Origin of the sequence: Kocuria sp. CNJ-770 (genome assembly GCF_001942375.1) — a bacterium.
Classification (GTDB): Bacteria; Actinomycetota; Actinomycetes; order Actinomycetales; family Micrococcaceae; genus Kocuria; species Kocuria oceani.
In genome coordinates this window covers 26,388-48,878 of the sequence record NZ_MKJW01000084.1, presented here as the reverse complement: position 1 = coordinate 48,878, position 22,491 = coordinate 26,388, and the positions used below count along the sequence as shown (strand labels likewise).

Here is a 22,491-nt window from a genome sequence, read left to right as displayed (position 1 = left end):
GTCACGGCCCGGGGGCCGGTGCACCGGCGGTCGGCCCGGCGGCGCCCGGACCGGTGGAGGCGGCCGGGGGAGGCCCGTCCGGCGGAGGAGGCGGTCGAGCTGCGGACGGAGCGCCCGCCCGGGCCCGCCGGAGCAGGTCCTCCGGGCGCCCGGGGCGGGCGTCGTGACGGCGCGCCGAGCCGGCGCTCAGAGCGCCGGCTCGGCCGGGGCGCGCCCGGGTGCGGTCTGCGCCAGGACCCGGGTCTTCTCGGCCTCGAACTCCTGGGCGGTGAGCGCGCCGCGGTCGCGCAGATCGGTCAGCAGGGCGAGCTGCTGGGCGTTGTCGGTGGGCGCGTACCGGGCCACGAACTGCCGGCTGGCCGTGTCGATCGCCTGGCGCTCCTGCTCCGTGGCCCCGGCCGGCCGGACGACGAGGTAGATCAGGGTGCCCAGGAACGGCAGGAAGATGACCACCAGGGTCCACACCGCCTTCATGGCGCCCCGGATGTCGTCGCGCCGGAAGATGTCGTGCAACGCCATGCCCCACACCAGGAACAGCGGCACCCAGATCAGCAACAGTACAAAGACGTCCCAGAAGGTCATCGGGTTCTCCTCGGTCCACGTGGCCGCGGCGTCTCCGGGCCCGGGTCCAGGTTCAGGCCGGGCCGGGTGCTGCGGGATCACCCCGGGCGGGTGATCGTGGGGCCGGAGGCGACCCGCCCAGCAGGCCCAGCTCCGCGGCCCGCAGCACGGCCTGGCGCCGGGTGCCGACCCCGAGCTTGCGGTACAGGGACTTCAGGTGGACCTTGACGGTGTTCACCGAGAGGTAGAGCTCCCCGGCGATCTCGGAGTTGCTCATCATCGTCGGCAGCAGCTGCAGGACGCTTCGCTCCCGGTTGGTCAGCGGCTCGGCCGGCGCGGGGGGAGCCGCGGGGCGCGCGGCTCCGCCGAGGCGCTCGACCAGGTGGGCGGCGAACCCGTCGTGGTCGGGATGCGCGCGACCGTACCGCTGCAGCAGGCGCAGCGTGCCGTCCCCGGCCACGAGGAAGGGACGGGCGATGGCCTCTGGGGCTGCCACGGCCAGGGCCCGGTCCAGCGCCGCCTGCGCCGGCGCGTCCTCGCGCAGCCGGTCGTGGGCCAGGGCGGCGAGCACCCAGAGGTCGGTGGCCGGGCCACGGTCCTCCGGAGGCTCCTCGAGCAGCGGCCGCAGCACCTGCAGGCACTCCTGCGGCCGGCCCGCCAGCAGACGGGAGCGGGCGAGCAGCACCAGGCGGTGGGCGTGGGGGCGCTCGCCCCCCGTGGCCGCGGTCCGGGCGGCGGCGAGCAGGCGCGCGACCTCCTCCGGGCGCCCCTCCGCCAGGAGCACCTCCGCCTCCACGAGCGTGCACCACTGCTCCAGGAAGCGGGGCATGGCCCAGCCGGCCGTGCGCCGGCGCAGCTGCGCCAGGGCGGCGCGCGCCGTCCGGAGGTCCCCCCGCGAGACCTCCAGGCGGGCGCCGACCAGGGACAGGCCCGTCTCCGCGTAGCGGTCCCGCAGGTCCCCCACGCACGCGCGCCCTCGCGCGAGCGCCGCGGCGCAGGCCTCGGTGTCGACCTCGAGCAGCCGGATCAGCGACTCGGCCACGTAGGCCGTGGCGGCCTGCGGCAGGAACGTCCAGCCGGACTCCTCCGCCACGGCCAGGGCGACGTCCACGTCCCGGCGGGCCTCGTGCAGCCGTCCGCCCATCGCCTCGAGCACGGCCAGGTTCCCGTGCAGGTGCAGGGCCAGCACCGGGGTCATCGCCTGGCGGGCCGAGACCGCCGTGACCGTGCGCCGCAGCGCCGTCTCGGCCTCGCCCAGCTCCCCGGACCACAGCCTGCCCATCGCCTGCACGGTGGTCGCGGCGATGCGGTAGACGGGAACGGCCGGCATCTCCTCGGGCAGGACGTCCTCCAGCCGCCGGAGCGCCTGCTCCGAGGACCGCACCTGCGCGGCGGCGTCCGCGCGCATCCAGGCGAGCAGCGCCTCCAGGGTGGTGAGGACCGCCTCCGTCAGCTGGGCGTCGCGCGCGGGGAGACCGGGCAGCAGCGTCCGTGCGCGCGCGATGCGGGAGGCGAGGCCCCCGGCGTCGTACTCGGCGTAGCTGGCCACCGTCGTCGCCGCCGCCACCTCGGCGTGCCGGGTGACGAGGTCGACGGGCACGTCCGCGAGAAGGGCGACGAGCGCGGCGCGCTCCGTGCCGAGCATCTCCGCGCCGGCGGCCCGCAGCACGAAGCGTGCGAGCACGGTCCAGTCCTCGGCGGCCCGCAGGTGCCGGGCGGCCTCCAGCAGCTCCCCGCGCGCCGCGAACCAGGCCGCGGCCCGCCGGTGCAGCTCCCGGCGGCGCCCGGGGGCCTGGGCCCGGAGCCGGTGGCGCAGCAGGTCCCCGAAGAGCTGGTGGTAGCGATACCACTCGTTCCGGTCGTCGAGGGCCACGACGAACAGGTTCGCCCGCGCCAGCTGGCCCAGCAGCAGGCGGCCGTCCGAGCGACCGGTGAGGGCGTCGGCCAGGTCCCCCGAGATCCGGTGGACCACACAGGTGTCCAGCAGGAACCCGGTCAGCTCCGGGTCCTGGCCGTCCAGGACCTCCTGCACGAAGTAGTCGGCCACGGCCCGCTGGTCGCCGGCGAGCTGCTCGACGACGGCGCCCACGTCTCCCGCGCTCTGCAGGGACAGGGCCGCGAGCCGCAGCCCCGCCGCCCACCCCTCGGTCTTCTCCAGGAGTGTGGCCAGCTGGGCTGGTGGCAGCACCACGCCGTGGGCCCGGAGCAGCTGCGCGGCCTCCGCGGCGTCGAACTGCAGGTCGCCCGCGCGCAGCTCCGTGAGCCGCCCCTCGAGGCGCAGCCGCTGCAGGGGCAGCCCCGGGACGGTCCGCGTCGCCACGACCAGGCGCAGTCCGCCGAGGCCGCGGCGGACCACCCCGGCGAGGGACCGCTCGGCGGGGGTGCCGTCGACCAGGTGCGCGTCGTCGAGCACCAGCACCCGCGGCCCCGGCAGCGCCGTGCAGGCCTCGACCAGGACGGAGACGAAGCGCGGATCGTGCGCGGAGGGCGGATGCAGGGTCGCCAGCAGGCTGGCCGGCGGCACGTCGTCCACGGCCTGCAGCGAGGCGAGCACCCGGGCCCAGAACTGGTGCGGGTCCGCGTCGGACGGCTCGACCGACAGCCACGCGACCGGCGGTCGGCGTCCCGCGGCCCACGAGGCCAGCAGGAGCGTCTTGCCCGAGCCCGCCGGACCGGACACGACCACCGTGCCGGCCGCGACGCCGTCGTCGAGCAGCCGCTCCAGGCGGGGACGGCGCACGAGCCCGGCGGGCAGCCGGGGGACGCGGGACCGGGTGGCCGACAGGACTCCGGAAGCGCCCACCAGCCCCCGGGGCGGTGCGGTCCTCATGCATCGAGGCTACCCGCGCGGCAGGGAGGCCGGTACTGTGTCCTCCGCGTCCGGGCGGTCCGGCCCGTGGCCGGGGCCGTCGCGGCAGCCGGCCGGTGCGGAGGAGCGGGACCGGGGTGGGCCGGCCGGGTCCGCCCGGAGCGCGCGGACAACGGCGGGGAGCGTCACGCGGGCGGCCCGCCGGGGCCGCGGCGCGGGACGGCCGTGCGGGTCCCGGCGCCGGTCCCGGCCTCGAGCGCGGCGCGGAAGAGGCGGTGGTCCTCGGCGTTGCGGTCCGCGTACGCCTCGGCGAAGTCGGCCAGGGCCTCGTCGAGGACCTCGGCCTGGGCCAGGCAGGCCGCGAGGGCCATCCGGTCCCCGGAACGCGCGTGGGCCCGGGCCAGGGTCCAGCCGCACAGCTCACGGTAGGACCATCCCGCCGAGGTCATCCGCCCCACCGCGCCCCGTGGCGGCTCACCTGCCGCGGGTGAACCGGGGTTCCCGCGCCGCTCAGCGTCCGCGCCGGCAGCGGAGCGTCCCCGCCGGCCCCGCACCGGACGCGACCACCGGTACACTGCTCGGGATCCCGCCGTCCGTGGCGGGACGACGTGGGACGGGACGCGAAGGAGCGTCGAGGATGAAGGACCTGTACACCCTGCCGAAGGCGGAGCTGCACCTGCACATCGAGGGCACCCTGGAGCCCGAGCTCGCGTTCGAGCTCGCCGCCCGGAACGGCGTGGAGCTGCCGTACGCCTCGGTGGAGGAGCTGCGGCGGCAGTACGACTTCGAGGACCTTTCCTCCTTCCTGGAGCTCTACTACGCCACGATGGCCGTGCTGCGCGAGGCCTCGGACTTCGAGGCCCTCACCCGGGCCTACCTCGAGCGGGCGGCCGGCCAGGGGCTGCGCCACGTCGACGTCTTCTTCGACCCGCAGGCGCACACGGCCCGCGGGGTGCCCCTGGCGGCGGTGGTCGACGGCATCCGCGCCGGCCTGGACGCCGCCCGCGCGCAGCACGGCATCACCAGCACGCTGCTGCTGTGCTTCCTGCGCGACCGGCCCGCCGCCGAGGCCCTGGCGATGTTCGACGGCCTGGGGGACCAGCTCGCCCGGATCGACGGGATCGGCCTCGACTCGGCCGAGGTGGGCCACCCGCCGGCACTGTTCGAGGAGGTCTACGCCCGAGCCCGGGACGCCGGGCTGCACGTGGTCGCCCACGCGGGGGAGGAGGCCGGTCCCGAGTACGTCCGGGAGGCGCTGGACGTGCTGCGCGTCGAGCGGGTGGACCACGGCATCCAGTGCCTGCAGGACCCCCGGCTCGTGGAGCGCCTCGTCGCCGAGCGGGTGCCGCTGACCGTGTGCCCGCAGTCCAACGTCCGCCTGCGGGTGGTGCGCACGCTCGCGGAGCACCCGGTGCTGGAGATGCTCGAGCGCGGGCTCGTGGTGACCGTCAACTCGGACGACCCCGCCTACTTCGGCGGCTACGTGGGCGACGCCTTCCAGGGCCTGCGCGAGGCCCTCGGGCTCACCGACGAACAGGCCGCCGCACTGGCCCGCAACGCGGTGGACGCCTCCTTCGCCGGGGCCCCGCGCAAGCGGGAGATGCACGAGGAGATCCGCGCGTGGGAGCGCGGCTGAGCCGCCGCGCCGCCGTGCCCGGCCCACCGGGCGCTCTGTGCCATAATCGAGCCGACCGCGCACGTCCGACCAGGAGCGACCCATGAGCGAGATCCCCGCCGACCTGTCCTACACGGCCGAGCACGAGTGGGTCGCGGACCCCGGAGCCGACGGCGTGGTGCGCATCGGCATCACCGACCACGCGCAGAGCGAGCTGGGCGACGTCGTCTTCGTCCAGCTGCCCGAGGTGGGCGAGGCCGTCGAGGTCGGCGCCGCCGTGGGCGAGATCGAGTCCACCAAGTCCGTCAGCGACATCTTCGCCCCGGTCTCCGGCGAGGTCACCGCGGTCAACGACCGGCTCGAGGACGAGCCCGCGGCCGTGAACACCGCCCCCTACGGCGAGGGCTGGCTGTTCGAGGTCCGTCCCGCGGACGAGGACTACCGGTCCGGGCTCCTGGACGCGGAGGCTACGCCGCCCAGCTGGGCTGAACCGCCCCGGGCCGAGCCCGGTGGACCGGCGACCGGGACGCGTCCCGGCCGCCGTGTCCCGTCGCCCCCACCCAGTACACTGGGAACTGCAACCGGGTGGCTCCGGCCGCTCCCGGGAGACCCCCGGGACAGGCGGTCGCGGGGTCGGGATCCCACGGGATCCGCCAACCAACACGTCACCAGTCGAGGGAAGAGATGTCCAGAACCCAGAACGGCTCGAACGCACCCCAGGGGGAGCCGGAGACCACGTCGATCCAGATCGTGGCCGAGGTCCTCTCCCTCGCCGCTTCCCACAAGCTCTCGCCGGAGGAGAACGCCGCGGTCTCGGCCCTGCCCCCGCGCAGCGCCCTGCTCGTCGCCCACGACAGCGGAGGCACCGGTTCACGCTTCCTCCTGGACCGGGACGAGGTCCCCGCCGGACGCCACCCGTCCTCGGAGATCTTCCTGGACGACGTCACCGTCTCCCGCCGGCACGCGCGGTTCGTCCGCCGCGGCGACACCTTCGAGATCATCGACTCCGGGTCCCTCAACGGGACCTACGTCAACGGGGACCGGGTGGACAGCGCGACGCTCGACAACGGCGACGAGGTCCAGATCGGGAAGTTCCGGTTCACGTTCTACCGTTCGCTGCGCACGCAGTCGGACCAGTAGAAGGGAGCCATGGCCGACCCCGCCGAGACCGACCTGCACCGGGACGACGTCCAGCACGAGCCCCGGGTGGGCATCAGCGCCGTGCTCAAGGAGCTCGGCGCTGACCACCCGGGCATCACCGCCTCGAAGCTGCGCTTCCTCGAGGACAAGGGCCTGGTGCACCCGGCCCGCACCGCCTCGGGCTACCGGAAGTTCTCCCGGTCCGACATCGAGCGGCTGCGCCGCATCCTGGAGCTCCAGCGCGACCGCTACCTCCCGCTGAAGGTCATCCGGGAGCGGCTCGACGCCGACGCGACCTCGCAGGACGACGGTGACCGGCGGGTCCCGGAGGCCGCGGACCCCGTGACCGCCCCCATCCCGATCGTCCCCGCACCGCCCGCGTACAGCCTGCGCGAGCTGGCCGGGCGCACCGGGGCCGGGATCCCCCTCGTGCGTGAGCTCGTGAGCTACGGGCTGATCCGGGAGCAGAACGGCGTCTTCGACGACCACGCGCTGGCGATCACCCGTGCGGCCCTCGCCCTCACGGCGCACGGCCTCGAGCCGCGGCACCTGCGCCCCTTCAAGGCGGCGGCGGACCGCGAGCTCGGCCTGGTGGAACGGGCCGTGGCGCCCCTGAGCTCCCGTCGCGACGCCGCCTCGCGCGCCCGGGCCGTCGAGCGCGCCCAGGAGATCTCCGGACTGTGCCTGACCATCCACACCTCGCTCGTGAGGTCCGAGATCGCCGCGCTTCAGGAGCGCGCCGCGGTGGAGCACTGACATGGCCGTGCACCAGGTCCTGATGGAGATCGCCGGGGTGCGGATGGACGTGCCCTCCGCGCAGCCCGTCGTGGTGCTGCGCGAGGTGGAGGGCGGGCGGCACCTGCCGATCTGGATCGGCACCAACGAGGCGACCTCGATCGTCTTCGCGGTGCAGGGCATCGAACCGCCCCGGCCGCTGACGCACGACCTGCTGCTGTCGGTGGCCACCGCTTTCGGGCGCACCCTCACCCGGGTGCGGATCCACACGGTCGAGGAGGGCGTCTTCCACGCGGCCCTGGAGTTCTCGGACGGGACGGTGGTGGACTCCCGCGCCTCGGACGCGATCGCGCTGGCGGCCCGCACCGACTGCCCCATCCTGTGCACCGAGACCGTCCTGGACGAGGCCGGGCTCGTGATGAGCGGGGACGGCGAGCTGCGGGAGCCGTCGCACCGGTCGGGCGAGGGCGAGCAGCAGCTGCCCCCGGAGACGCAGGTCGAGCAGTTCCGCGACTTCCTGGACAACGTCGACCCCGAGGACTTCTGAGCGCCGAGCCGCGGGGCACGCCGACACGGGGGCGGGGCGGCGGATGTCTTTGACCCCGTCACCGGGGAGGTCTAACGTCGAAGCAGTACTCGAGGTGTCCCCCGGGGGGTCCGGACGTCTCGCCCAGAGCATGTCCTGCCGGTGCCGCGAGGACCGGACCCACGAACGAGGAGGCGGCGTGAGCGACCCTGAGCAGCCCGGCGGGCCGGCCGGTCCCGACCGCCCTCCGGCCCACGGCACCCAGGGCGTCCTCTTCGACGACTCGGTGGTCCGGGACGAGTCCGTGGGCTACCGCGGGCCCACGGCGTGCAAGGCCGCGGGCATCACCTACCGGCAGCTGGACTACTGGGCGCGGACCGGCCTGGTGGAGCCCACCGTCCGCGGCGCCTCCGGCTCCGGGACCCAGCGGCTGTACAGCTTCCGGGACATCCTGGTGCTCAAGATCGTCAAGCGGCTGCTGGACACCGGGGTCTCCCTCCAGCAGATCCGCACCGCCGTCGGCGCGCTGCGGGCACAGGGCGTCGATGACCTCGCGCAGCTCACGATGATGAGCGACGGCGCCAGCGTCTACGCCTGCACCTCCCCGCACGAGGTCATCGACCTGGTCCAGGGCGGCCAGGGGGTCTTCGGGATCGCCGTGGGCCGGGTGTGGCGCGAGGTCGAGGGCACCCTCGCGGCGATGCCCGGGGAGCACACCGGGCAGCCGCCCGCCCCGCCCGAGCGTCCCGCGCCCGACGACGAGCTCTCGGTCCGCCGGGCCCGCCGGCAGAGCGCGGGCTGAGGCCCGGGCTCAGGCCGGCCGCTCGAGCAGGCCCTGGAGGATCGCCGTGAAGCGCCCGGACAGGTCCTTGGCCTCGGAGCCGGGCCAGCGGTGGATCGGCCAGGCCGCACCCTGCGCCTGCTGCCACACGGGCAGGTCCGGGAGCACGGGGCTGACCAGCAGCGGCCCGAACAGCTCCCCGAGCTCCTGCAGCCGGTGCCGGTGCTCCACCGAGGCGTGCCGGACCTTGTTCACCACCACTCCGGCGGACGGCACCGCCCAGCTGCGGCTCTGCTCGAACTGGGCGATGGCGGTCATGGTGCGCTTCGTCCCCGCGACCGAGAACAGGGACGGCTCCGCGACGGAGAGGACCTTGTCGCTGGCGGCCCACGCGGTGCGCGTCAGGGCGCTGAGCGTCGGGGGGCAGTCGACCAGCACCAGGTCGTAGCCGGAGATCCCCGCCAGAGCCCGTTCCAGCCGGCCCAGGTCCTTGTCCCGGTACTCGGAGCGGTCGAGGTAGGACGATCGCGCGGAGCCCGGGGCCACGTCGAGGGCCTTGGCGTCGAGGCCCTCGCGCACCGCCCAGGCCGAGGCCACGACCACGCGCTCGAGGCTCCCCGGCGGGGCCGGCGCAGCGCCCCGCCCACGTCGTGGCCGCGCGCCGGCTGCACGCCCAGCCCGGTCGTGGCGTCCGCGTGGGGGTCGAGGTCCACCACGAGGGTGGGCACGCCCGCCCGGAGCGCCGCGGAGGCGATCCCGAGGGTCACCGAGGACTTGCCGACACCGCCCTTGAGGCTGCTGACGCTGACGATCTGCACGGAGGGGGCACCCTTCGTTCGCTGGAGGACGGGGGAATCAGGGGCAGCGCCTCCTCGTGACCGGGATCGGGGGCCGCGGCGAGGAGACGGTCCGGGCCCATCGTAGCCGTGCACGCGGGCCCGGCCCCGGCGCGGCGCGGAGTCACACGCGATCCGGCGGTCCGCCCCGCGCCTCGGGGGGAGTACCCTGACAACGGACGCGCGCTGTGACGACGGTCACAGTCCGTCCCGGTGCGGCGTGGTTCACTGGTCAGGGGCGCCCGCGGGTGGCCATGCTGACCGTGTGCCCGGAGGGGCACGACCTTCGAAGAAACAGTGCCCGGGCGTCCGCCGGACGGCCCCGGGCGCGGGACGGGTGTAGATGTTCTCCAAGATCCTGGTGGCCAACCGCGGTGAGATCGCGATCCGTGCCTTCCGCGCCGCGTATGAGCTCGGGGCCAAGACGGTGGCGGTGTTCCCGTACGAGGACCGCAACTCGATCCACCGGCAGAAGGCGGACGAGGCGTACCGGATCGGGGAGGAGGGCCACCCCGTGCGGGCCTACCTCGACGTCGAGGAGATCGTCCGGGTCGCGAAGGAGTCCGGGGCGGACGCCATCTACCCCGGCTACGGCTTCCTTTCCGAGAACCCGGAGCTGGCCCGGGCGGCGGCCCGGGAGGGCATCACGTTCGTGGGCCCGGCCGCGGAGATCCTGGAGCTGGCGGGCAACAAGGTCGCGGCGCTCAAGGCCGCCAAGCGCGCCGGGATCCCCACCCTGGCGTCCACGGAGCCGTCGGCGGACGCCGAGGCGCTGCTCGCCCAGGCGGCGGACATCGGCTTCCCCATCTTCGTCAAGGCGGTCGCCGGCGGCGGCGGCCGGGGGATGCGCCGGGTGGAGACCCCCGAGGCGCTGCCGGAGGCGCTGGCGGCGGCCATGCGCGAGGCCGACACCGCCTTCGGGGACCCCACGGTGTTCCTGGAGCAGGCGGTGCTGCGCCCCCGCCACATCGAGGTGCAGATCCTGGCGGACAACGAGGGCGAGATCGTCCACCTCTTCGAGCGCGACTGCTCCCTGCAGCGCCGGCACCAGAAGGTCGTGGAGATCGCCCCGGCCCCGAACCTCGACGAGGGCATCCGCCGGGCCCTGCACGCCGACGCCGTGAAGTTCGCCCGGGAGCTGGGCTACGTCAACGCCGGGACGGTGGAGTTCCTGGTGGACACCGCCGGGGAGCGCGCCGGCCAGCACGTGTTCATCGAGATGAACCCGCGCATCCAGGTGGAGCACACGGTGACCGAGGAGATCACCGACGTCGACCTGGTCCAGTCCCAGCTGCGGATCGCGGCCGGGGAGTCCCTGGCCGACCTCGGCATCGCCCAGGAGCAGCTGGTGGTGCGCGGGGCCGCGCTGCAGTGCCGGATCACCACCGAGGACCCGGCCAACGGCTTCCGCCCCGACGTCGGGAAGATCTCCGCCTACCGCTCCGCCGGCGGGGCGGGGGTGCGCCTGGACGGGGGCACCGTCTACGCGGGTGCCGAGATCTCCCCGCACTTCGACTCCATGCTCGTGAAGCTCACCTGCCGCGGCCGGGACTACACCACCGCGGTGCACCGCTCCCAGCGCGCCCTGGCCGAGTTCCGCATCCGCGGGGTGGCCACCAACATCCAGTTCCTGCAGGCGGTGCTGGCCGACCCCGAGTTCCTCGCCGGGGACGTGGCCACCGACTTCATCGAACGGCGCCCCGAGCTGCTCGAGGCCAGGACCTCGGGGGACCGGGGGACCAAGGCCCTGACATGGCTGGCCGAGGTCACCGTGAACCAGCCCAACGGGGAGCGGGTGGAGGGCATCGACCCGCGCAACAAGCTGCCCCGCTACCCGGGGGACAAGGTCGAGGAGCCCTTCCGCTCGCCCTTCGACGGGCCCTCCGAGCACACGCCGCCGCCGGGCTGGCGGCAGAGGCTGCAGGAGCTGGGCCCCGAGGGCTTCGCGAGGGCCCTGCGGGAGCAGTCCGCGGTGGCGGTGACGTCCACGACCTTCCGCGACGCCCACCAGTCGCTGCTGGCCACCCGGGTGCGCACCCGCGACCTGCTCGCCGCCGCCCCGGCCTACGCCCACACCCTCCCGCAGCTGCTCTCGGTCGAGGCCTGGGGCGGGGCGACCTACGACGTCGCGCTGCGCTTCCTCGGGGAGGACCCCTGGGAGCGGCTGCGGCTGCTGCGCGAGGCGATGCCCAACATCCCGATCCAGATGCTGCTGCGCGGGCGCAACACCGTGGGCTACACCCCGTACCCCACCGAGGTCACCGACGCCTTCGTCGCGGAGGCCGCGGCCACCGGGGTGGACATCTTCCGCATCTTCGACGCGCTCAACGACGTCGAGCAGATGCGCCCGGCCGTCGAGGCGGTGCGGGCCACCGGCACCGCGGTGGCCGAGGTCGCCCTGTGCTACACCGGCAACCTCCTGGACCCGGCCGAGGACCTCTACACCCTCGACTACTACCTCGACCTCGCCCAGCAGTGCGTCGACGCCGGCGCCCACGTGCTGGCGATCAAGGACATGGCCGGGCTGCTGCGCCCGGCAGCCGCCGCCGCGCTCGTCACGGCCCTGCGGGAGCGCTTCGACCTGCCCGTGCACCTGCACACCCACGACACCGCCGGCGGCCAGCTCGCCACGCTGATGGCGGCGATCGACGCCGGGGTGGACGCCGTGGACGTCGCCGAGGCCTCGATGGCCGGAACCACGTCCCAGGTCCCGGCCTCGGCGCTGATCGCCGCGCTGGCCCACACCGACCGCGACACCGGCATCCCGCTGGAGGCCGCCACCGCGATGGAGCCCTACTGGGAGGTCATCCGCCGGATGTACGCCCCCTTCGAGTCCGGGCTCACCGCCCCGACCGGGCGGGTCTACCGGCACGAGATCCCGGGCGGGCAGCTGTCCAACCTGCGCCAGCAGGCCATCGCGCTGGGGCTGGGGGAGCGCTTCGAGGCCATCGAGGACATGTACACCGCCGCCAACGCCATGCTCGGGCGGCTGGTGAAGGTCACCCCGTCCTCCAAGGTCGTCGGCGACCTCGCGCTGCAGCTGGTGGGCATGGGCGTGGACCCGGCCGAGTTCGAGGCCCAGCCGCAGAAGTTCGACATCCCGGACTCGGTCATCAGCTTCCTGGCCGGGGAGCTGGGCACGCCTCCGGGCGGGTGGCCCGAGCCGTTCCGCACCCGGGCGCTGGAGGGGCGCACCGTCAAGGTGGGGATCACCGAGCTGGCCCCCGAGGACTCGCAGGCCCTGGCCGGGGACTCCGCGACCCGGCGCGCCACACTGAACCGGCTGCTCTTCGCCGGCCCCACCCGCGACTTCGAGGCCAGCCGGGCGAGGTACGGCAATCTCGCCCTGCTGCACACCCGGGACTTCCTCTACGGTCTGACCCCGGACCACGAGCACGTGATCTCCCTGGGCAAGGGGGTGCGGCTGCTCGTCACGCTGCAGGCGATCTCGGAGGCCGATGACAAGGGCAAGCGCACGGTGATGGTCACGCTCAACGGCCAGCCGCGCATGATCGAGGTCCGGGACACCTCCGTCGCCTCGGCCGTGCCCGAGACCGAGAAGGCCGACCCCGCCGACCCCGGCCACGTGGCCGCTCCCTTCGCCGGCGCCGTGACCGTGACGGCGGCCGAGGGGGACACCGTGGAGGCCGGGGCCCAGGTGGCCACCATCGAGGCCATGAAGATGGAGGCCTCCATCACGGCCCCCACCGGCGGGACCGTCAAGCGCGTCGCGCTGCAGGGGGTCGCGCAGGTCTCCGGCGGGGACCTGCTGCTCGTCCTCGAGCCGGCGGGCTGACGCGCCCCGCCCCGGCGGGCGCCGGCGCGTCCGGGCAGCCCGCCGGGGCGCCGGCCTGGGCCGGGCGGTGCGCCCGGCTCAGGCCGACCACACCTGGCGGAACTTCCCGGAAGGGTCCGGGCGGGGCGGCCCGGGGGCGTGCCGGACGCCGACCGCGCCCAGTCCCCGGTCCGTGAGGAAGGCGCGCATCCGGGCCTCCACGGCCGCACGCACCCGCGCCGGCTCGGCGCCGGGCTCGGGCTCCAGCCGCAGGACGAGGGTGTCCGGGGCGGTCCGCACCGCCTGGAACCGCCGGACCCCCGGGGTCTGTTCGACGACCGTGCCCAGGGCCAGCGGCAGCACGGGCACCGTGCGCCCGTCGGCCGACGCGAAGCGCAGCACGTCCCCGGCGCGCCCCTCCACCCGCACCGCGGGCAGCGGGCTGCCGCACGGGCAGGCCCGGAGCTCGACGCGGTCCCCGAGGTCGTAGCGGATGAGGGGCTGCACCCGGTTGCCGAGGTCCGTCACCAGCACGGTGGCCGAGGTGGTGCCCGGCGGCACGGGGCGACCGGCTTCGTCGACGGGCTCGAACAGGTACCGGTCGGCGTTCACGTGCAGCGCCCCGCGGTGGCACTGCACCGCCAGGCCCGGCGCCTCGGAGGCCGCGTACTCGTCGAGGACGGGGCATCCGAAGGCGGCCCGGATCCGGCGCCGGGCGGCGGGGGTGAGCGTCTCCCCGCCCACGGCGACCAGTGCCGGGGCGATCCGCAGCCGTCCCCCCGCCTGCTCCTCGGCGAGCAGGCCCACGGCGCTCGGATACCCCACGAGCACGGTGGGGCGGAAGGCGTCGAGCTCCGCGGCGAGCTCGGGGAGGGGCCGCAGGACGGAGAGCACGCGCAGCCGCTCGCTCCGGCGCGGGCCCCGCCGCCGCAGGTCCTCGGCGGCGGTGACGGCCGCGAAGTGCCCGCCCGTGGCCAGCAGCGCGGCCACGCGCAGGCCGTGGCGGGCCACCGGGGCGAGCACGTCCCGGCGCAGGAGCGTGCGCCTCGCCCGGACCCCCAGCACCGCGCCGGCGCTCGACCACGACCGGTGGTCGTGCACCAGCACCGCGGGCTCCCCGCTGCTCCCGGAGCTGGTGAGCACGTGGTACCGGCCGAGGTGAAGGACGCCCACCCGGACCGGGTCGGGCAGGACGTCACGGCGCAGCGCCGCGAGGGTGAGCCGCGGGTCCGTCACCCACTCGTCGAAGTGCTCCATGAGCTGCGGCTTCGCCACCGGCGGCAGCAGCACCGGGTCCGTCACGTCCGGCGGCAGCGCGCGGTAGAGCCGCCGGTAGTAGGGCGACGCCCGGCGGGCGTGCTGCACGAGCGCGGCCAGGCGGACCTGCTGCCGGTGCGCGACCGCCGCCGTCCCGGCGTGCTCGGCCCACCAGGCGTCCCACGCCGCCCCGGCCGCCGCGGCTGTCGCCATCGCATCCTCCGTGCCCCTGCCCGTGCCCGTGGCTCCAGGGTAGGACCGGGCGGCCGGGAGGGCACGGGAGCCGCATAGGATGGCGCCATGCGGACATTCGACCTCATCATCATCGGCTCCGGCTCCGGCAACTCGATCCTCAACGAGGACTACGAGGGCCTGGACGTGGCGATCGTCGACGGCGGGACCTTCGGAGGCACCTGTCTGAACGTGGGCTGCATTCCCACGAAGATGTACGCCTACCCGGCCACGCTGGCCCGGCACACCGCCGATGCCGACCGGCTCGGGGTCCGCGCGGAGGTGCAGGACGTGCGCTGGCGGGAGATGCGGGACCGGATCTTCGGGCGGATCGACGCGATCTCCCAGGGAGGCCTGGACTACCGCCGCACGCTGCCGCAGGTGACCGTCTACCAGGAGCACGTGCGCTTCATCAGGCCGCGGGTCCTGCGCACCGCCTCGGGGGAGGAGATCACCGCCCCGCAGATCGTGGTGGCCTCCGGGTCGCGTCCCGTCCGCCCCAACGTCCCCGGGATCGACCTGCCCCAGGTGCACACCTCGGACACCGTGATGCGCATCGACGAGCTGCCCCGTCGCGTGGTGGTGGTCGGCGGCGGCTACATCGGCGCCGAGTTCGCCCACGTCTTCTCCAGCCTGGGCTCGAGGGTCACCCAGGTGAACCGCTCCCAGCGACTCCTGCGCTACCACGACCCCGAGATCGCCGAGCGGTTCGCCCGGGAGGCCTCCCGGCAGTGGAAGCTGGAGACGGGCTGGGCGCTGTCGGCGATCGAGGAGTGGGCCGGGGACGAGTGCGCCGCGATGGTCACCTTCCGCGACCCCGAGGACCCGGAGCTCACCCTGCGCCTGCCCGCCGACATCGTGCTCGTGGCCACGGGCCGGCAGCCGAACACCGACGTGCTCGACGCCCGGACCGGCGGACTCGACGTGCGCGAGGACGGCCTGCTCGCCGTCGACGAGTACCAGCGGGCCCTCTCGGACGGGGCGCCGGCGGAGGGTGTGTGGGCGCTGGGCGACATCAGCTCCCCGTACCAGCTCAAGCACGTGGCCAACGCCGAGGCGCGCACGGTCCAGCACAACCTGCTGAACCCCGGCGACCTCCGGGCCACCGACCACCGGTTCGTCCCCTCGGCGGTGTTCACCAGCCCGCAGATCGCCTCCGTGGGCATGACCCAGGACGAGGCCGAACAGTGGGCGATCGAGCACGGCGCCGAGATCACGGTCAAGGTGCAGGACTACGGCGCCACGGCCTACGGCTGGGCGATGGAGGACCACACGGGCCTGTGCAAGCTCATCGCGGAGAAGGGCACGGGCCGCCTGCTGGGCGCCCACCTCGTCGGTGAGGAGGCCTCCCTGCTGATCCAGCCGCTGGTGCAGGCCATGTCCTTCGGACTGGACGCCCACACGATGGCCCGGGGCCAGTACTGGATCCACCCGGCCCTGAGCGAGGTCGTGGAGAACGCGCTGCTGGGCCTGGAGGTCCCGGAGCACTCGCCGCTGGCCCGGCAGGAGCTGGTCGGCGGCCGGTGACCCCACCGGCCGCCGGCCGGCTCAGCCCTCGCCGCGGCCCGGCAGGTGGGCGTGGGAGAGCTTCTCCTTGATCCGCTCCGCCGGGGTGGCCGGGGCGGGGGCCGGCTCCGGGGCCGGCCGCGAGTAGATCTCCTCGATCCGGTCCGCGAAGTCCTGGGCGATCCTCGCCCGCTTGATCTTCATGGACGGGGTCAGGTGCCCGGAGGCCTCCGTCCAGTCGACGTCGAGGATCTCGAACGAGCGGATGCTCTCCGCCCGGGAGACCGCCTTGTTGGCGTGGTCGACGATCTCCTGCACGTGCTCCACGATCCTCGGGTGCCGGGCGGCCTCGGCCAGCGGCATCGCCGGGTCCAGGCCCATCAGCTCCAGGCGCGCGGGCAGCACGTCCTGGTCCAGGGTCACGAGGGCCGCGACGAACGGGCGGTCGTCGCCGACGACCATCACCTGGGAGACCACGGCCGACGCGCGGATGGGGTCCTCCAGCACGTTGGGCACCACGTTCTTGCCGCCCGCGGTGACGATGATCTCCTTCTTCCGCCCGGTGATGGTCAGGGCGCCGTCCTCGTCCAGGGAGCCCAGGTCGCCGGTGCGGAACCACCCGTCCTCGAACGCGGCCGCGGTGAGGTCCTCGCGCCCGTGGTAGCCGCGCATCACGTGGGTGCCGCGGACCAGGACCTCCCCGTCCTCGGCGATCCGGACCTCGTTGCCGGGCAGCGGCAGCCCCACGGTGCCGATCTTGCCGACCTCCGGGGTGTTCACGGCGATCGGGGCGGTGGTCTCGGTCAGCCCGTAGCCCTCGACCACGTAGACGCCGATCCCGTTGAAGAAGTGACCCAGACGGGTCCCGAGGGCGGCCCCGCCCGAGACGGCGTGCGTGACCTCCCCGCCCATCGCCTCGCGCAGCTTGGCGTAGACGAGCCGGTCGTAGAGGGCGTGCCGGGCGCGCAGCAGCGGCAGCACCCGCCCGGACTGCTGGGCCCGGGAGTACGAGACGGCCGTGCGCACGGCCCGCTCGAAGATCATGGCCTTCGCCTTCCCGCCCTTCTCGGCCTTCAGCCGGGCGCTCTGGTAGATCTTCTCGAACACCCGCGGCACGGCGAGGATGAACGTGGGCCGGAAGGACTCGAGGTCCCCCATGAGGTTCTTCACGTCCGGGGTGTGGGCCAGGACGGTGCCCGAGTAGAGGGCGATGACCTCCACGAAGCGCGCGAACACGTGGGCCAGCGGCAGGAAGAGCAGGGTGCGGGCGCCCGGGTGGATGATGTCCGCCACCACAAGGGTGGTGTTCTCGCACAGCCGCACGAAGTTGCCGTGGGTGAGCTCGCAGCCCTTGGGCGGGCCGGTGGTGCCGGAGGTGTAGATGATCGTGGCGACGTCCTCGAGCCCCCGGGACGCGCGCCGCGCCTCGAGCTCCTCGTCCGGGACGCCCGCCCCGGACGCGATGAGCCCGTCGAGGTCGGCGCCGGTGCCGTCCAGGCGCCAGACCCGCTCCGCGGCCGCGAACGGCTCCTCCCGGGCGGCCTCGACGACGGCCCCCTCCAGGGCCTCCGTCTCGACGAAGACGGCCTTGGCGTCGGAGTCGGCCATGATCCACCGGATCTGCTGGGCCGAGGAGGAGTCGTAGACCGGGACGGGGACCGCACCGGCGTACCAGATCGCGAAGTCCACCAGGGTCCACTCGTACCGGGTCCGGCTGAGGATGCCCACGCGGTCCCCGGGCTCGATGCCCGCCGCCACGAGACCCTTGGCCACCCCCTGCACCGCCGTGCGGAACTCCCGGGCCCGGACCTCGCGGGCGGCTCCGCCCGGGCCCAGGACCGTGTACAGGTGCGGGTCCCCGTCCCGTTCGGCCTGCATCAGCAGGAAGTCCGTGATGCTGCGGTGGGCGGGCGGGTCCACGAGGGCGTCGGTGGCGACGTGGCGCATGGAGTTCTCCTCGGATCGGATGGCTTCGGATGACTTCGGAAGGCTGTGGCGTTCCTCCCCAGTCTAGTGACTTCGCTCACGCAAACCGGCTCAGACGCGGGCGCCGTCGTCCAGGTCGTCGCGGTCCTCCGGCAGGGACGTCAGCAGGTGGACGATCGCCCCGACCACGGCCACCAGCCCCGCCACGGTCGCCCACCACGGCAGCGACCCGGGCATCAGGCCCAGCACCAGCAGGAGCACCGGCACGCCGATCAGCACGGTCCAGGACAGCAGCGCCCCGCGGCTGAGCCCCTGCGTGACCGGGCCGGGATCGGGGGAGTAGGGCGCGTCGTCGTCCGCACCTGCGGGGGGTCCGCCGAAGACGGCCTCCTCGGGGGACCAGTCCCGGGGGCCGGCGAGGTGCCGGTCCCCGGCCCGGCGGACGTCCTCCAGACCCGAGACGATCTCGGTCCACTCGTCCTCGGGCCCGGTCCCGCCGGGCCGGGCGCTCATCGTCCGGCTCCCGGGGCGGCGGGGCGCCGGGGCACGCCGGTGACGGGGTTGCGCCCGGCCACGAGGTCGCCCACGAAGCGCACCGACCGGGCGTGCAGGACGTCCGCCTCCCGGTCCAGGGTGGCCACGTGGAAGCTCTCGGTCAGGCGCACGATCTCCACGTCCCCGCCCGCGCGCCGGAGCACGTGGGCGTGGGAGGCGTCGGAGACCACGTGGTCGTGCTGCGAGCGCAGCAGCAGCACCGGGGCGGTCACCGCGGGCAGGAGCCTGCGGGTCCTGGCCATGAACCGGCCCAGCTCCGCGACCCCCGCCACCGGGGTGCGCGGATAGGCGTGCTCGGTGACGCCCGGGATGCTGATGTCGTCCCCCACGGACGCCACGGAGGGCACCGCCCGGTGCAGGGCCGGGGCGAACCGCGCCGTGCGGCTGACCAGGGACAGCGCCGGGTTGAGGGCCACCACCCCGTCCACGGGCAGGAGCGCGGCGAGGTGCAGGGCCAGCGCCCCGCCCATGGACAGCCCGCAGACCACCACGACGTCGTGCCGGGCGCGCAGCTCCCGCACGTGCCGGGCCGCGTGGTCGCGCCACTGCTCCCACCGCACGCCGGCCAGGTCCTCCCAACGGGTGCCGTGGCCGGGCAGCACCGGGCCGACGACCTCGGCGCCGGCCTCGTGCAGGGCGCGGCCCCACGGGCGGACGCTGTACGGGACGCCGGTAAAGCCGTGCAGGACGAGGACGCCCGCCGGGCCCTCGGCCCGGTAGCGGAAGGGCGTGGCGGGGGACTCGGCGGCCGCGGGCGCGGCCGGGGCCGGCGGGCGGTGGTCCTCGACGGGATGCGTCATGGGTCCATGATGGCAGGACGGGGCCCGGACCGGGCGCTCTGGCGCTCGCGGGCGCGCGGACGTGAGAGAATACCGGAGGCCGGACCCGGTCCGAGCGGCACGGACCCTCGCGACATCCCGATCAGCACGAAGGAGTCCTCTCCCACATGGTCTACATGTTCTTGAAGCGCTACGTCGTCGGACCCCTGGTCAACGTCGCCTTCCGCCCCGAGGTCCGCGGCCTCGAGCACGTGCCGAGCGAGGGTCCGGCGATCCTGGCCAGCAACCACCTCTCCGTCTCCGACTCGGTGTTCATGCCCGTGGCCGTGCCGCGCCAGGTGTTCTTCCTCGCGAAGTCGGACTACTTCAACAGCCCCGGTCTCAAGGGCCGGGTCATGGCCGCCTTCTTCCGGGCGATCAACCAGATCCCCATGGACCGCTCGGGCGGGCGCGCCAGCGCCACGTCCCTGAGCAACGGGGGGCGCAAGCTGCAGGAGGGTCAGCTGCTGGGCATCTATCCGGAGGGCACCCGCTCCCCGGACGGGCGGATGTACAAGGGGAAGATCGGCGTGGCCCGGCTCGCCCTCGAGACCGGCGCCCCGGTCGTGCCCATCGCGATGGTGGGCACCGACAAGGTGCAGCCGATCGGCGCGCGGGTGCCGCTGCCCCGCAGCAGGGCCCGGGTGGCCACGATCTTCGGGGAGCCGCTCGACTTCTCCCGCTACCAGGGCCGGCAGGGCGAGCACGCCCTGCTGCGCGAGGTCACCGACGAGATCATGCGTGCCATCCAGGCGCTCTCGGGCCAGGTCTCCGTGGACGTCTACGCGGCCGAGCACAAGAAGCGCCTCACGGAGCAGAAGCGCCAGGAGACCAAGCAGGCCGCCGCGGAGCTCGTGGGCACCGCCAAGGACCGGGCGCGCACCGCCGCCCAGACCGCCCGGCACGCCGCCGACTCCCTCACCCACCGCGACCGTCCCACAGCCACGGACGACGACGCGTCCGGGACCACCGCACCCTGAATCCCCCGTCCGGGCCCGCCCCGGACGAGACCATAGGAAGACATGATGCTCGAGTTCACCGTTCCCGACAGCCTCCGCAACCTGGCCTCGCCCGTGCCCTCGGCGGCCGACTACCCCGGGCTGGACGACTGGCGCGAGCTGCCCGCCGACCAGCAGCCGACGTGGCGCGACCACCCGGAGTTCGCCACCGCCATCGGGGAGCTCAACGCGGTCCCGCCGCTCGTGTTCGCCGGGGAGGTGGACCAGCTGCGCGAGCGCCTGGCCGAGGTCGCCCACGGCCGGGCCTTCTTCCTGCAGGGCGGCGACTGCGCGGAGACCTTCGAAGGCGCCACGGCCGACCGGATCAGCGCCCGGGTCAAGACGCTGCTGCAGATGGCCGTGGTGCTCACCTACGGCGCGTCCATGCCGGTCGTGAAGATGGGCCGCATGGCGGGCCAGTTCTCGAAGCCGCGCTCGTCCAACGACGAGACCCGGGACGGCGTCACCCTGCCGACCTTCCGCGGCGAGATGGTCAACGGCTTCGACTTCACCGAGGAGTCCCGGGTGCACGACCCCCGGCGGATGGTGCGCGGCTACCACACGTCCGCGTCCACCCTGAACCTCATCCGGGCCTTTACCACCGGCGGCTTCGCCGACCTGCGCCTGGTGCACGCCTGGAACATGGGCTTTACCACGAACCCCGCCCACGCCCGCTACGAGTCCCTGGCCCGCGAGATCGACCGGGCCGTGAAGTTCATGGACGCCTGCGGAGCGGACTTCGACGCGCTGCGCACCACCGAGTTCTACGCCGGGCACGAGGCGCTGTTGCTGGACTACGAGCGCGCGCTGAGCCGGATCGACTCCCGCACCCACCTGCCGTACGGGACGTCCGGGCACTTCCTGTGGATCGGGGAGCGCACCCGGGAGCTCGACGGCGCCCACGTGGACCTGCTCTCCAAGCTGCGCAACCCGATCGGCGTGAAGCTCGGCCCGAAGACCACCGGCGACGACGCGCTGGCGCTCATCGACAAGCTGGACCCGCAGCGGGAGCCCGGGCGGCTGACCTTCATCACCCGCATGGGGGCGAAGAACATCCGCGAGAAGCTGCCCCCGCTGGTCGAGGCCGTGGAGCGCTCCGGCGCGAAGGTCGTGTGGGTCACCGACCCCATGCACGGCAACACGGTGTCGCTGCCGTCCGGGTACAAGACCCGCAACTTCGACGACGTCGTGGACGAGGTGCGCGGCTTCTTCGAGGTGCACGAGGCGATCGGCTCCTTCCCGGGCGGCATCCACGTGGAGATGACCGGTGACGACGTCGCGGAGTGCCTCGGCGGCGCCGATCCCGTGGACGAGTCCTCCTTCGAGGACCGCTACGAGTCGCTGTGCGACCCGCGGCTGAACCACATGCAGTCCCTGGAGATCGCCTTCCTCGTGGCGGGCTACCTCTCCCGCCGCTGAGCGGGGCCGGACCGACAGGATCGGACCGACAGGATCGGACCGACGGGGCCGGGGCCGGACCGGCCGTCCGCTACAGGACGGTCAGGACGACCTCGGCCCCGTCCGTCGTCTGGGACAGCACGTAGCCGAAGGGGGCGCCGAAGCTCTCCTCGACCCGGGCGGTGAAGCCCGCCTCCTCGAGCGCCGGCACCGCCTCCCCGACGGGCCGGCCCACGACGTCGGGGGCGCTCTCGGCCCGTGGGCCGCGGGAGACGGCCAGGTCCACCGCCGAGCCGGCGGCGACCTCCGTGCCCGCCTCCGGGTGCTGGCCCACCACCGTGCCCGCGGCGGCGTCGTCGCTCACCGCCGTCCGCGCCCCGGCGGCCAGGTCGGCGTCGCCCAGGCGGGCGGCCGCGTCCTCCGCGCTCATGCCGACGACGTCCGGGGCGGTGACCTGCTCCGGTCCGGTCGAGACGAGCAGGACGACCTGCTCCGCCGGGCGCACGGTCGCGGACGCGGCCGGGTCGGTGCCGATCACCGTTCCGGCGGGTGCCGCCGGATCGGGGGTCTCGTGCACGGCCACGTTCCGGAGCCCGGCTCCGGCGAGGTACTGCTGGGCGAGCTCCGGTCCGGTGCCGCGCACCTCCGGCACGCTCACCGTTCCGCCCGGGCCGGTGCCGATCAACCAGCCCAGGAAGGCGGCCGCGGCCACCGCGAGCGCGGCCAGCGCCAGGTGCGCCGCCGCGCGCAGGGGGCGCCGCGGGCGCAGCTCGATAGCGGGCCGCCACGGGTCGGAGGAGCCGGCCGGGCGCGGCGCCGGCAGCGCCTCGGTCGCCGCGCCGGCGGGGCGGAGGGCCTCGGTCGGGTCCTCGTGCCGGCGCAGGGTCTCCGTCGGAGCCTGCTGCCGGCCGAGCACCTCGGTCCGGGTGCCGCCGGGGACGGGCGACCCGGCGGCACCCCGGCCGAGCACCTCGGTCGGGGCGCCGCCGGGGTGGTCGTCCCGCTCCGGGCGCTGTCCGCGCCC

Annotated in this window: 17 protein-coding genes and 2 pseudogenes; 10 read left to right on the top strand and 9 right to left on the bottom strand. The window is 74.7% G+C overall.

Translation table 11 applies throughout. The features are described 5' to 3' along the window. Window positions 1–186 precede the first annotated feature (186 nt). From BJF77_RS22535 to BJF77_RS07050, 3 genes are all read right to left on the bottom strand, one after another. Window positions 187–474, bottom strand: a complete 288-nt coding sequence (locus BJF77_RS22535) for an SHOCT domain-containing protein (protein ID WP_369821370.1) — start codon at window positions 472–474, stop codon at window positions 187–189. Between the two features lie 160 nt (window positions 475–634). Further along, entirely contained in the window at window positions 635–3,391 is a 2,757-nt protein-coding gene (locus BJF77_RS07055) for a LuxR C-terminal-related transcriptional regulator (protein ID WP_075871700.1), read from the bottom strand. 164 nt (window positions 3,392–3,555) lie between these two features. Next, entirely contained in the window at window positions 3,556–3,819 is a 264-nt protein-coding gene (locus tag BJF77_RS07050; RefSeq protein ID WP_075871699.1) for a DUF2252 family protein, read from the bottom strand. A 188-nt stretch (window positions 3,820–4,007) separates the two neighbouring features. Here BJF77_RS07050 and BJF77_RS07045 point away from each other — a divergent pair, with 188 nt between their 5' ends. The 6 genes and pseudogenes from BJF77_RS07045 to BJF77_RS07020 all read left to right on the top strand — a co-directional run bounded on the left by BJF77_RS07045 (window position 4,008) and on the right by BJF77_RS07020 (window position 8,188). Next, a complete protein-coding gene (locus BJF77_RS07045; RefSeq protein WP_047804401.1) occupies window positions 4,008–5,006 on the top strand; it encodes an adenosine deaminase in 999 nt (332 codons plus the stop codon). 82 nt (window positions 5,007–5,088) lie between these two features. Then, window positions 5,089–5,454, top strand: a pseudogene (gcvH, locus tag BJF77_RS07040) (glycine cleavage system protein GcvH); the annotation flags it as partial. Between the two features lie 215 nt (window positions 5,455–5,669). After that, entirely contained in the window at window positions 5,670–6,125 is a 456-nt protein-coding gene (locus BJF77_RS07035; protein ID WP_047804399.1) for an FHA domain-containing protein, read from the top strand. A 9-nt stretch (window positions 6,126–6,134) separates the two neighbouring features. After that, window positions 6,135–6,881, top strand: coding sequence for a MerR family transcriptional regulator (locus BJF77_RS07030; RefSeq protein WP_075871698.1), 747 nt, complete (start codon window positions 6,135–6,137; stop codon window positions 6,879–6,881). A 1-nt stretch (window position 6,882) separates the two neighbouring features. After that, window positions 6,883–7,407: a bifunctional nuclease family protein gene (locus BJF77_RS07025; RefSeq protein ID WP_047804397.1), complete on the top strand. Its 525-nt coding sequence runs from the start codon at window positions 6,883–6,885 to the stop codon at window positions 7,405–7,407. Between the two features lie 178 nt (window positions 7,408–7,585). After that, window positions 7,586–8,188, top strand: coding sequence for a MerR family transcriptional regulator (locus tag BJF77_RS07020; protein ID WP_047804396.1), 603 nt, complete (start codon window positions 7,586–7,588; stop codon window positions 8,186–8,188). Window positions 8,189–8,197: 9 nt separating this feature from the next. On the opposite strand, the pseudogene BJF77_RS07015 reads toward BJF77_RS07020, so the two are convergent. Further along, window positions 8,198–8,985: pseudogene (locus tag BJF77_RS07015) on the bottom strand (ParA family protein). Between the two features lie 361 nt (window positions 8,986–9,346). On the opposite strand from BJF77_RS07015, the gene BJF77_RS07010 reads away from it, so the two are divergent. After that, entirely contained in the window at window positions 9,347–12,799 is a 3,453-nt protein-coding gene (locus tag BJF77_RS07010) for a pyruvate carboxylase (protein WP_075871697.1), read from the top strand. Window positions 12,800–12,877: 78 nt separating this feature from the next. Here BJF77_RS07010 and BJF77_RS07005 read toward each other — a convergent pair whose 3' ends face one another. Continuing rightward, entirely contained in the window at window positions 12,878–14,248 is a 1,371-nt protein-coding gene (locus BJF77_RS07005) for a phenylacetate--CoA ligase family protein (RefSeq protein ID WP_075871696.1), read from the bottom strand. Between the two features lie 87 nt (window positions 14,249–14,335). Between BJF77_RS07005 and BJF77_RS07000 the strand changes: the two genes are divergently transcribed. Next, entirely contained in the window at window positions 14,336–15,793 is a 1,458-nt protein-coding gene (locus BJF77_RS07000; protein ID WP_047804392.1) for a mycothione reductase, read from the top strand. A gap of 21 nt (window positions 15,794–15,814) precedes the next feature. Here the strand turns inward: BJF77_RS07000 and BJF77_RS06995 are convergent, their stop codons facing one another. The 3 genes from BJF77_RS06995 to BJF77_RS06985 all read right to left on the bottom strand — a co-directional run bounded on the left by BJF77_RS06995 (window position 15,815) and on the right by BJF77_RS06985 (window position 19,053). Then, on the bottom strand, window positions 15,815–17,719 hold the full coding sequence (locus BJF77_RS06995) for a long-chain fatty acid--CoA ligase (RefSeq protein ID WP_075871695.1): 1,905 nt from the start codon (window positions 17,717–17,719) through the stop codon (window positions 15,815–15,817). A gap of 90 nt (window positions 17,720–17,809) precedes the next feature. Further along, window positions 17,810–18,211 (bottom strand): hypothetical protein, encoded by a 402-nt coding sequence (locus tag BJF77_RS06990; protein ID WP_075871694.1) that lies wholly within the window; start codon window positions 18,209–18,211, stop codon window positions 17,810–17,812. Beyond that, on the bottom strand, window positions 18,208–19,053 hold the full coding sequence (locus BJF77_RS06985) for a carboxylesterase (RefSeq protein WP_075871693.1): 846 nt from the start codon (window positions 19,051–19,053) through the stop codon (window positions 18,208–18,210). Before BJF77_RS06985 ends, BJF77_RS06990 begins: the two co-directional genes overlap by 4 nt. 146 nt (window positions 19,054–19,199) lie before the next feature. On the opposite strand from BJF77_RS06985, the gene BJF77_RS06980 reads away from it, so the two are divergent. Then, window positions 19,200–20,051: a 1-acyl-sn-glycerol-3-phosphate acyltransferase gene (locus BJF77_RS06980; RefSeq protein ID WP_075871692.1), complete on the top strand. Its 852-nt coding sequence runs from the start codon at window positions 19,200–19,202 to the stop codon at window positions 20,049–20,051. Between the two features lie 42 nt (window positions 20,052–20,093). Then, a complete protein-coding gene (locus BJF77_RS06975; RefSeq protein ID WP_082157493.1) occupies window positions 20,094–21,488 on the top strand; it encodes a class II 3-deoxy-7-phosphoheptulonate synthase in 1,395 nt (464 codons plus the stop codon). A 70-nt stretch (window positions 21,489–21,558) separates the two neighbouring features. On the opposite strand, the gene BJF77_RS21500 is transcribed toward BJF77_RS06975, so the two are convergent. After that, window positions 21,559–22,437, bottom strand: a complete 879-nt coding sequence (locus BJF77_RS21500) for a PASTA domain-containing protein (protein WP_075871691.1) — start codon at window positions 22,435–22,437, stop codon at window positions 21,559–21,561. Window positions 22,438–22,491: the final 54 nt, after the last annotated feature.

What these genes read in the sequence shown, in the direction of transcription:
- BJF77_RS07000 (WP_047804392.1), top strand. Translation starts at nt 14,336, where the DNA reads ATGCGGACATTCGACCTCATCATCATCGGCTCCGGCTCCGGCAACTCG.
- BJF77_RS07045 (WP_047804401.1), top strand. Translation starts at nt 4,008, where the DNA reads ATGAAGGACCTGTACACCCTGCCGAAGGCGGAGCTGCACCTGCACATC.
- BJF77_RS06985 (WP_075871693.1), bottom strand. Translation starts at nt 19,053, where the DNA reads ATGACGCATCCCGTCGAGGACCACCGCCCGCCGGCCCCGGCCGCGCCC.
- BJF77_RS07005 (WP_075871696.1), bottom strand. Translation starts at nt 14,248, where the DNA reads ATGGCGACAGCCGCGGCGGCCGGGGCGGCGTGGGACGCCTGGTGGGCC.
- BJF77_RS07025 (WP_047804397.1), top strand. Translation starts at nt 6,883, where the DNA reads ATGGCCGTGCACCAGGTCCTGATGGAGATCGCCGGGGTGCGGATGGAC.
- BJF77_RS07035 (WP_047804399.1), top strand. Translation starts at nt 5,670, where the DNA reads ATGTCCAGAACCCAGAACGGCTCGAACGCACCCCAGGGGGAGCCGGAG.
- BJF77_RS07050 (WP_075871699.1), bottom strand. Translation starts at nt 3,819, where the DNA reads ATGACCTCGGCGGGATGGTCCTACCGTGAGCTGTGCGGCTGGACCCTG.
- BJF77_RS06980 (WP_075871692.1), top strand. Translation starts at nt 19,200, where the DNA reads ATGGTCTACATGTTCTTGAAGCGCTACGTCGTCGGACCCCTGGTCAAC.
- BJF77_RS06975 (WP_082157493.1), top strand. Translation starts at nt 20,094, where the DNA reads ATGATGCTCGAGTTCACCGTTCCCGACAGCCTCCGCAACCTGGCCTCG.
- BJF77_RS06995 (WP_075871695.1), bottom strand. Translation starts at nt 17,719, where the DNA reads ATGCGCCACGTCGCCACCGACGCCCTCGTGGACCCGCCCGCCCACCGC.
- BJF77_RS06990 (WP_075871694.1), bottom strand. Translation starts at nt 18,211, where the DNA reads ATGAGCGCCCGGCCCGGCGGGACCGGGCCCGAGGACGAGTGGACCGAG.
- BJF77_RS07055 (WP_075871700.1), bottom strand. Translation starts at nt 3,391, where the DNA reads ATGAGGACCGCACCGCCCCGGGGGCTGGTGGGCGCTTCCGGAGTCCTG.
- BJF77_RS22535 (WP_369821370.1), bottom strand. Translation starts at nt 474, where the DNA reads ATGAAGGCGGTGTGGACCCTGGTGGTCATCTTCCTGCCGTTCCTGGGC.
- BJF77_RS07030 (WP_075871698.1), top strand. Translation starts at nt 6,135, where the DNA reads ATGGCCGACCCCGCCGAGACCGACCTGCACCGGGACGACGTCCAGCAC.
- BJF77_RS07010 (WP_075871697.1), top strand. Translation starts at nt 9,347, where the DNA reads ATGTTCTCCAAGATCCTGGTGGCCAACCGCGGTGAGATCGCGATCCGT.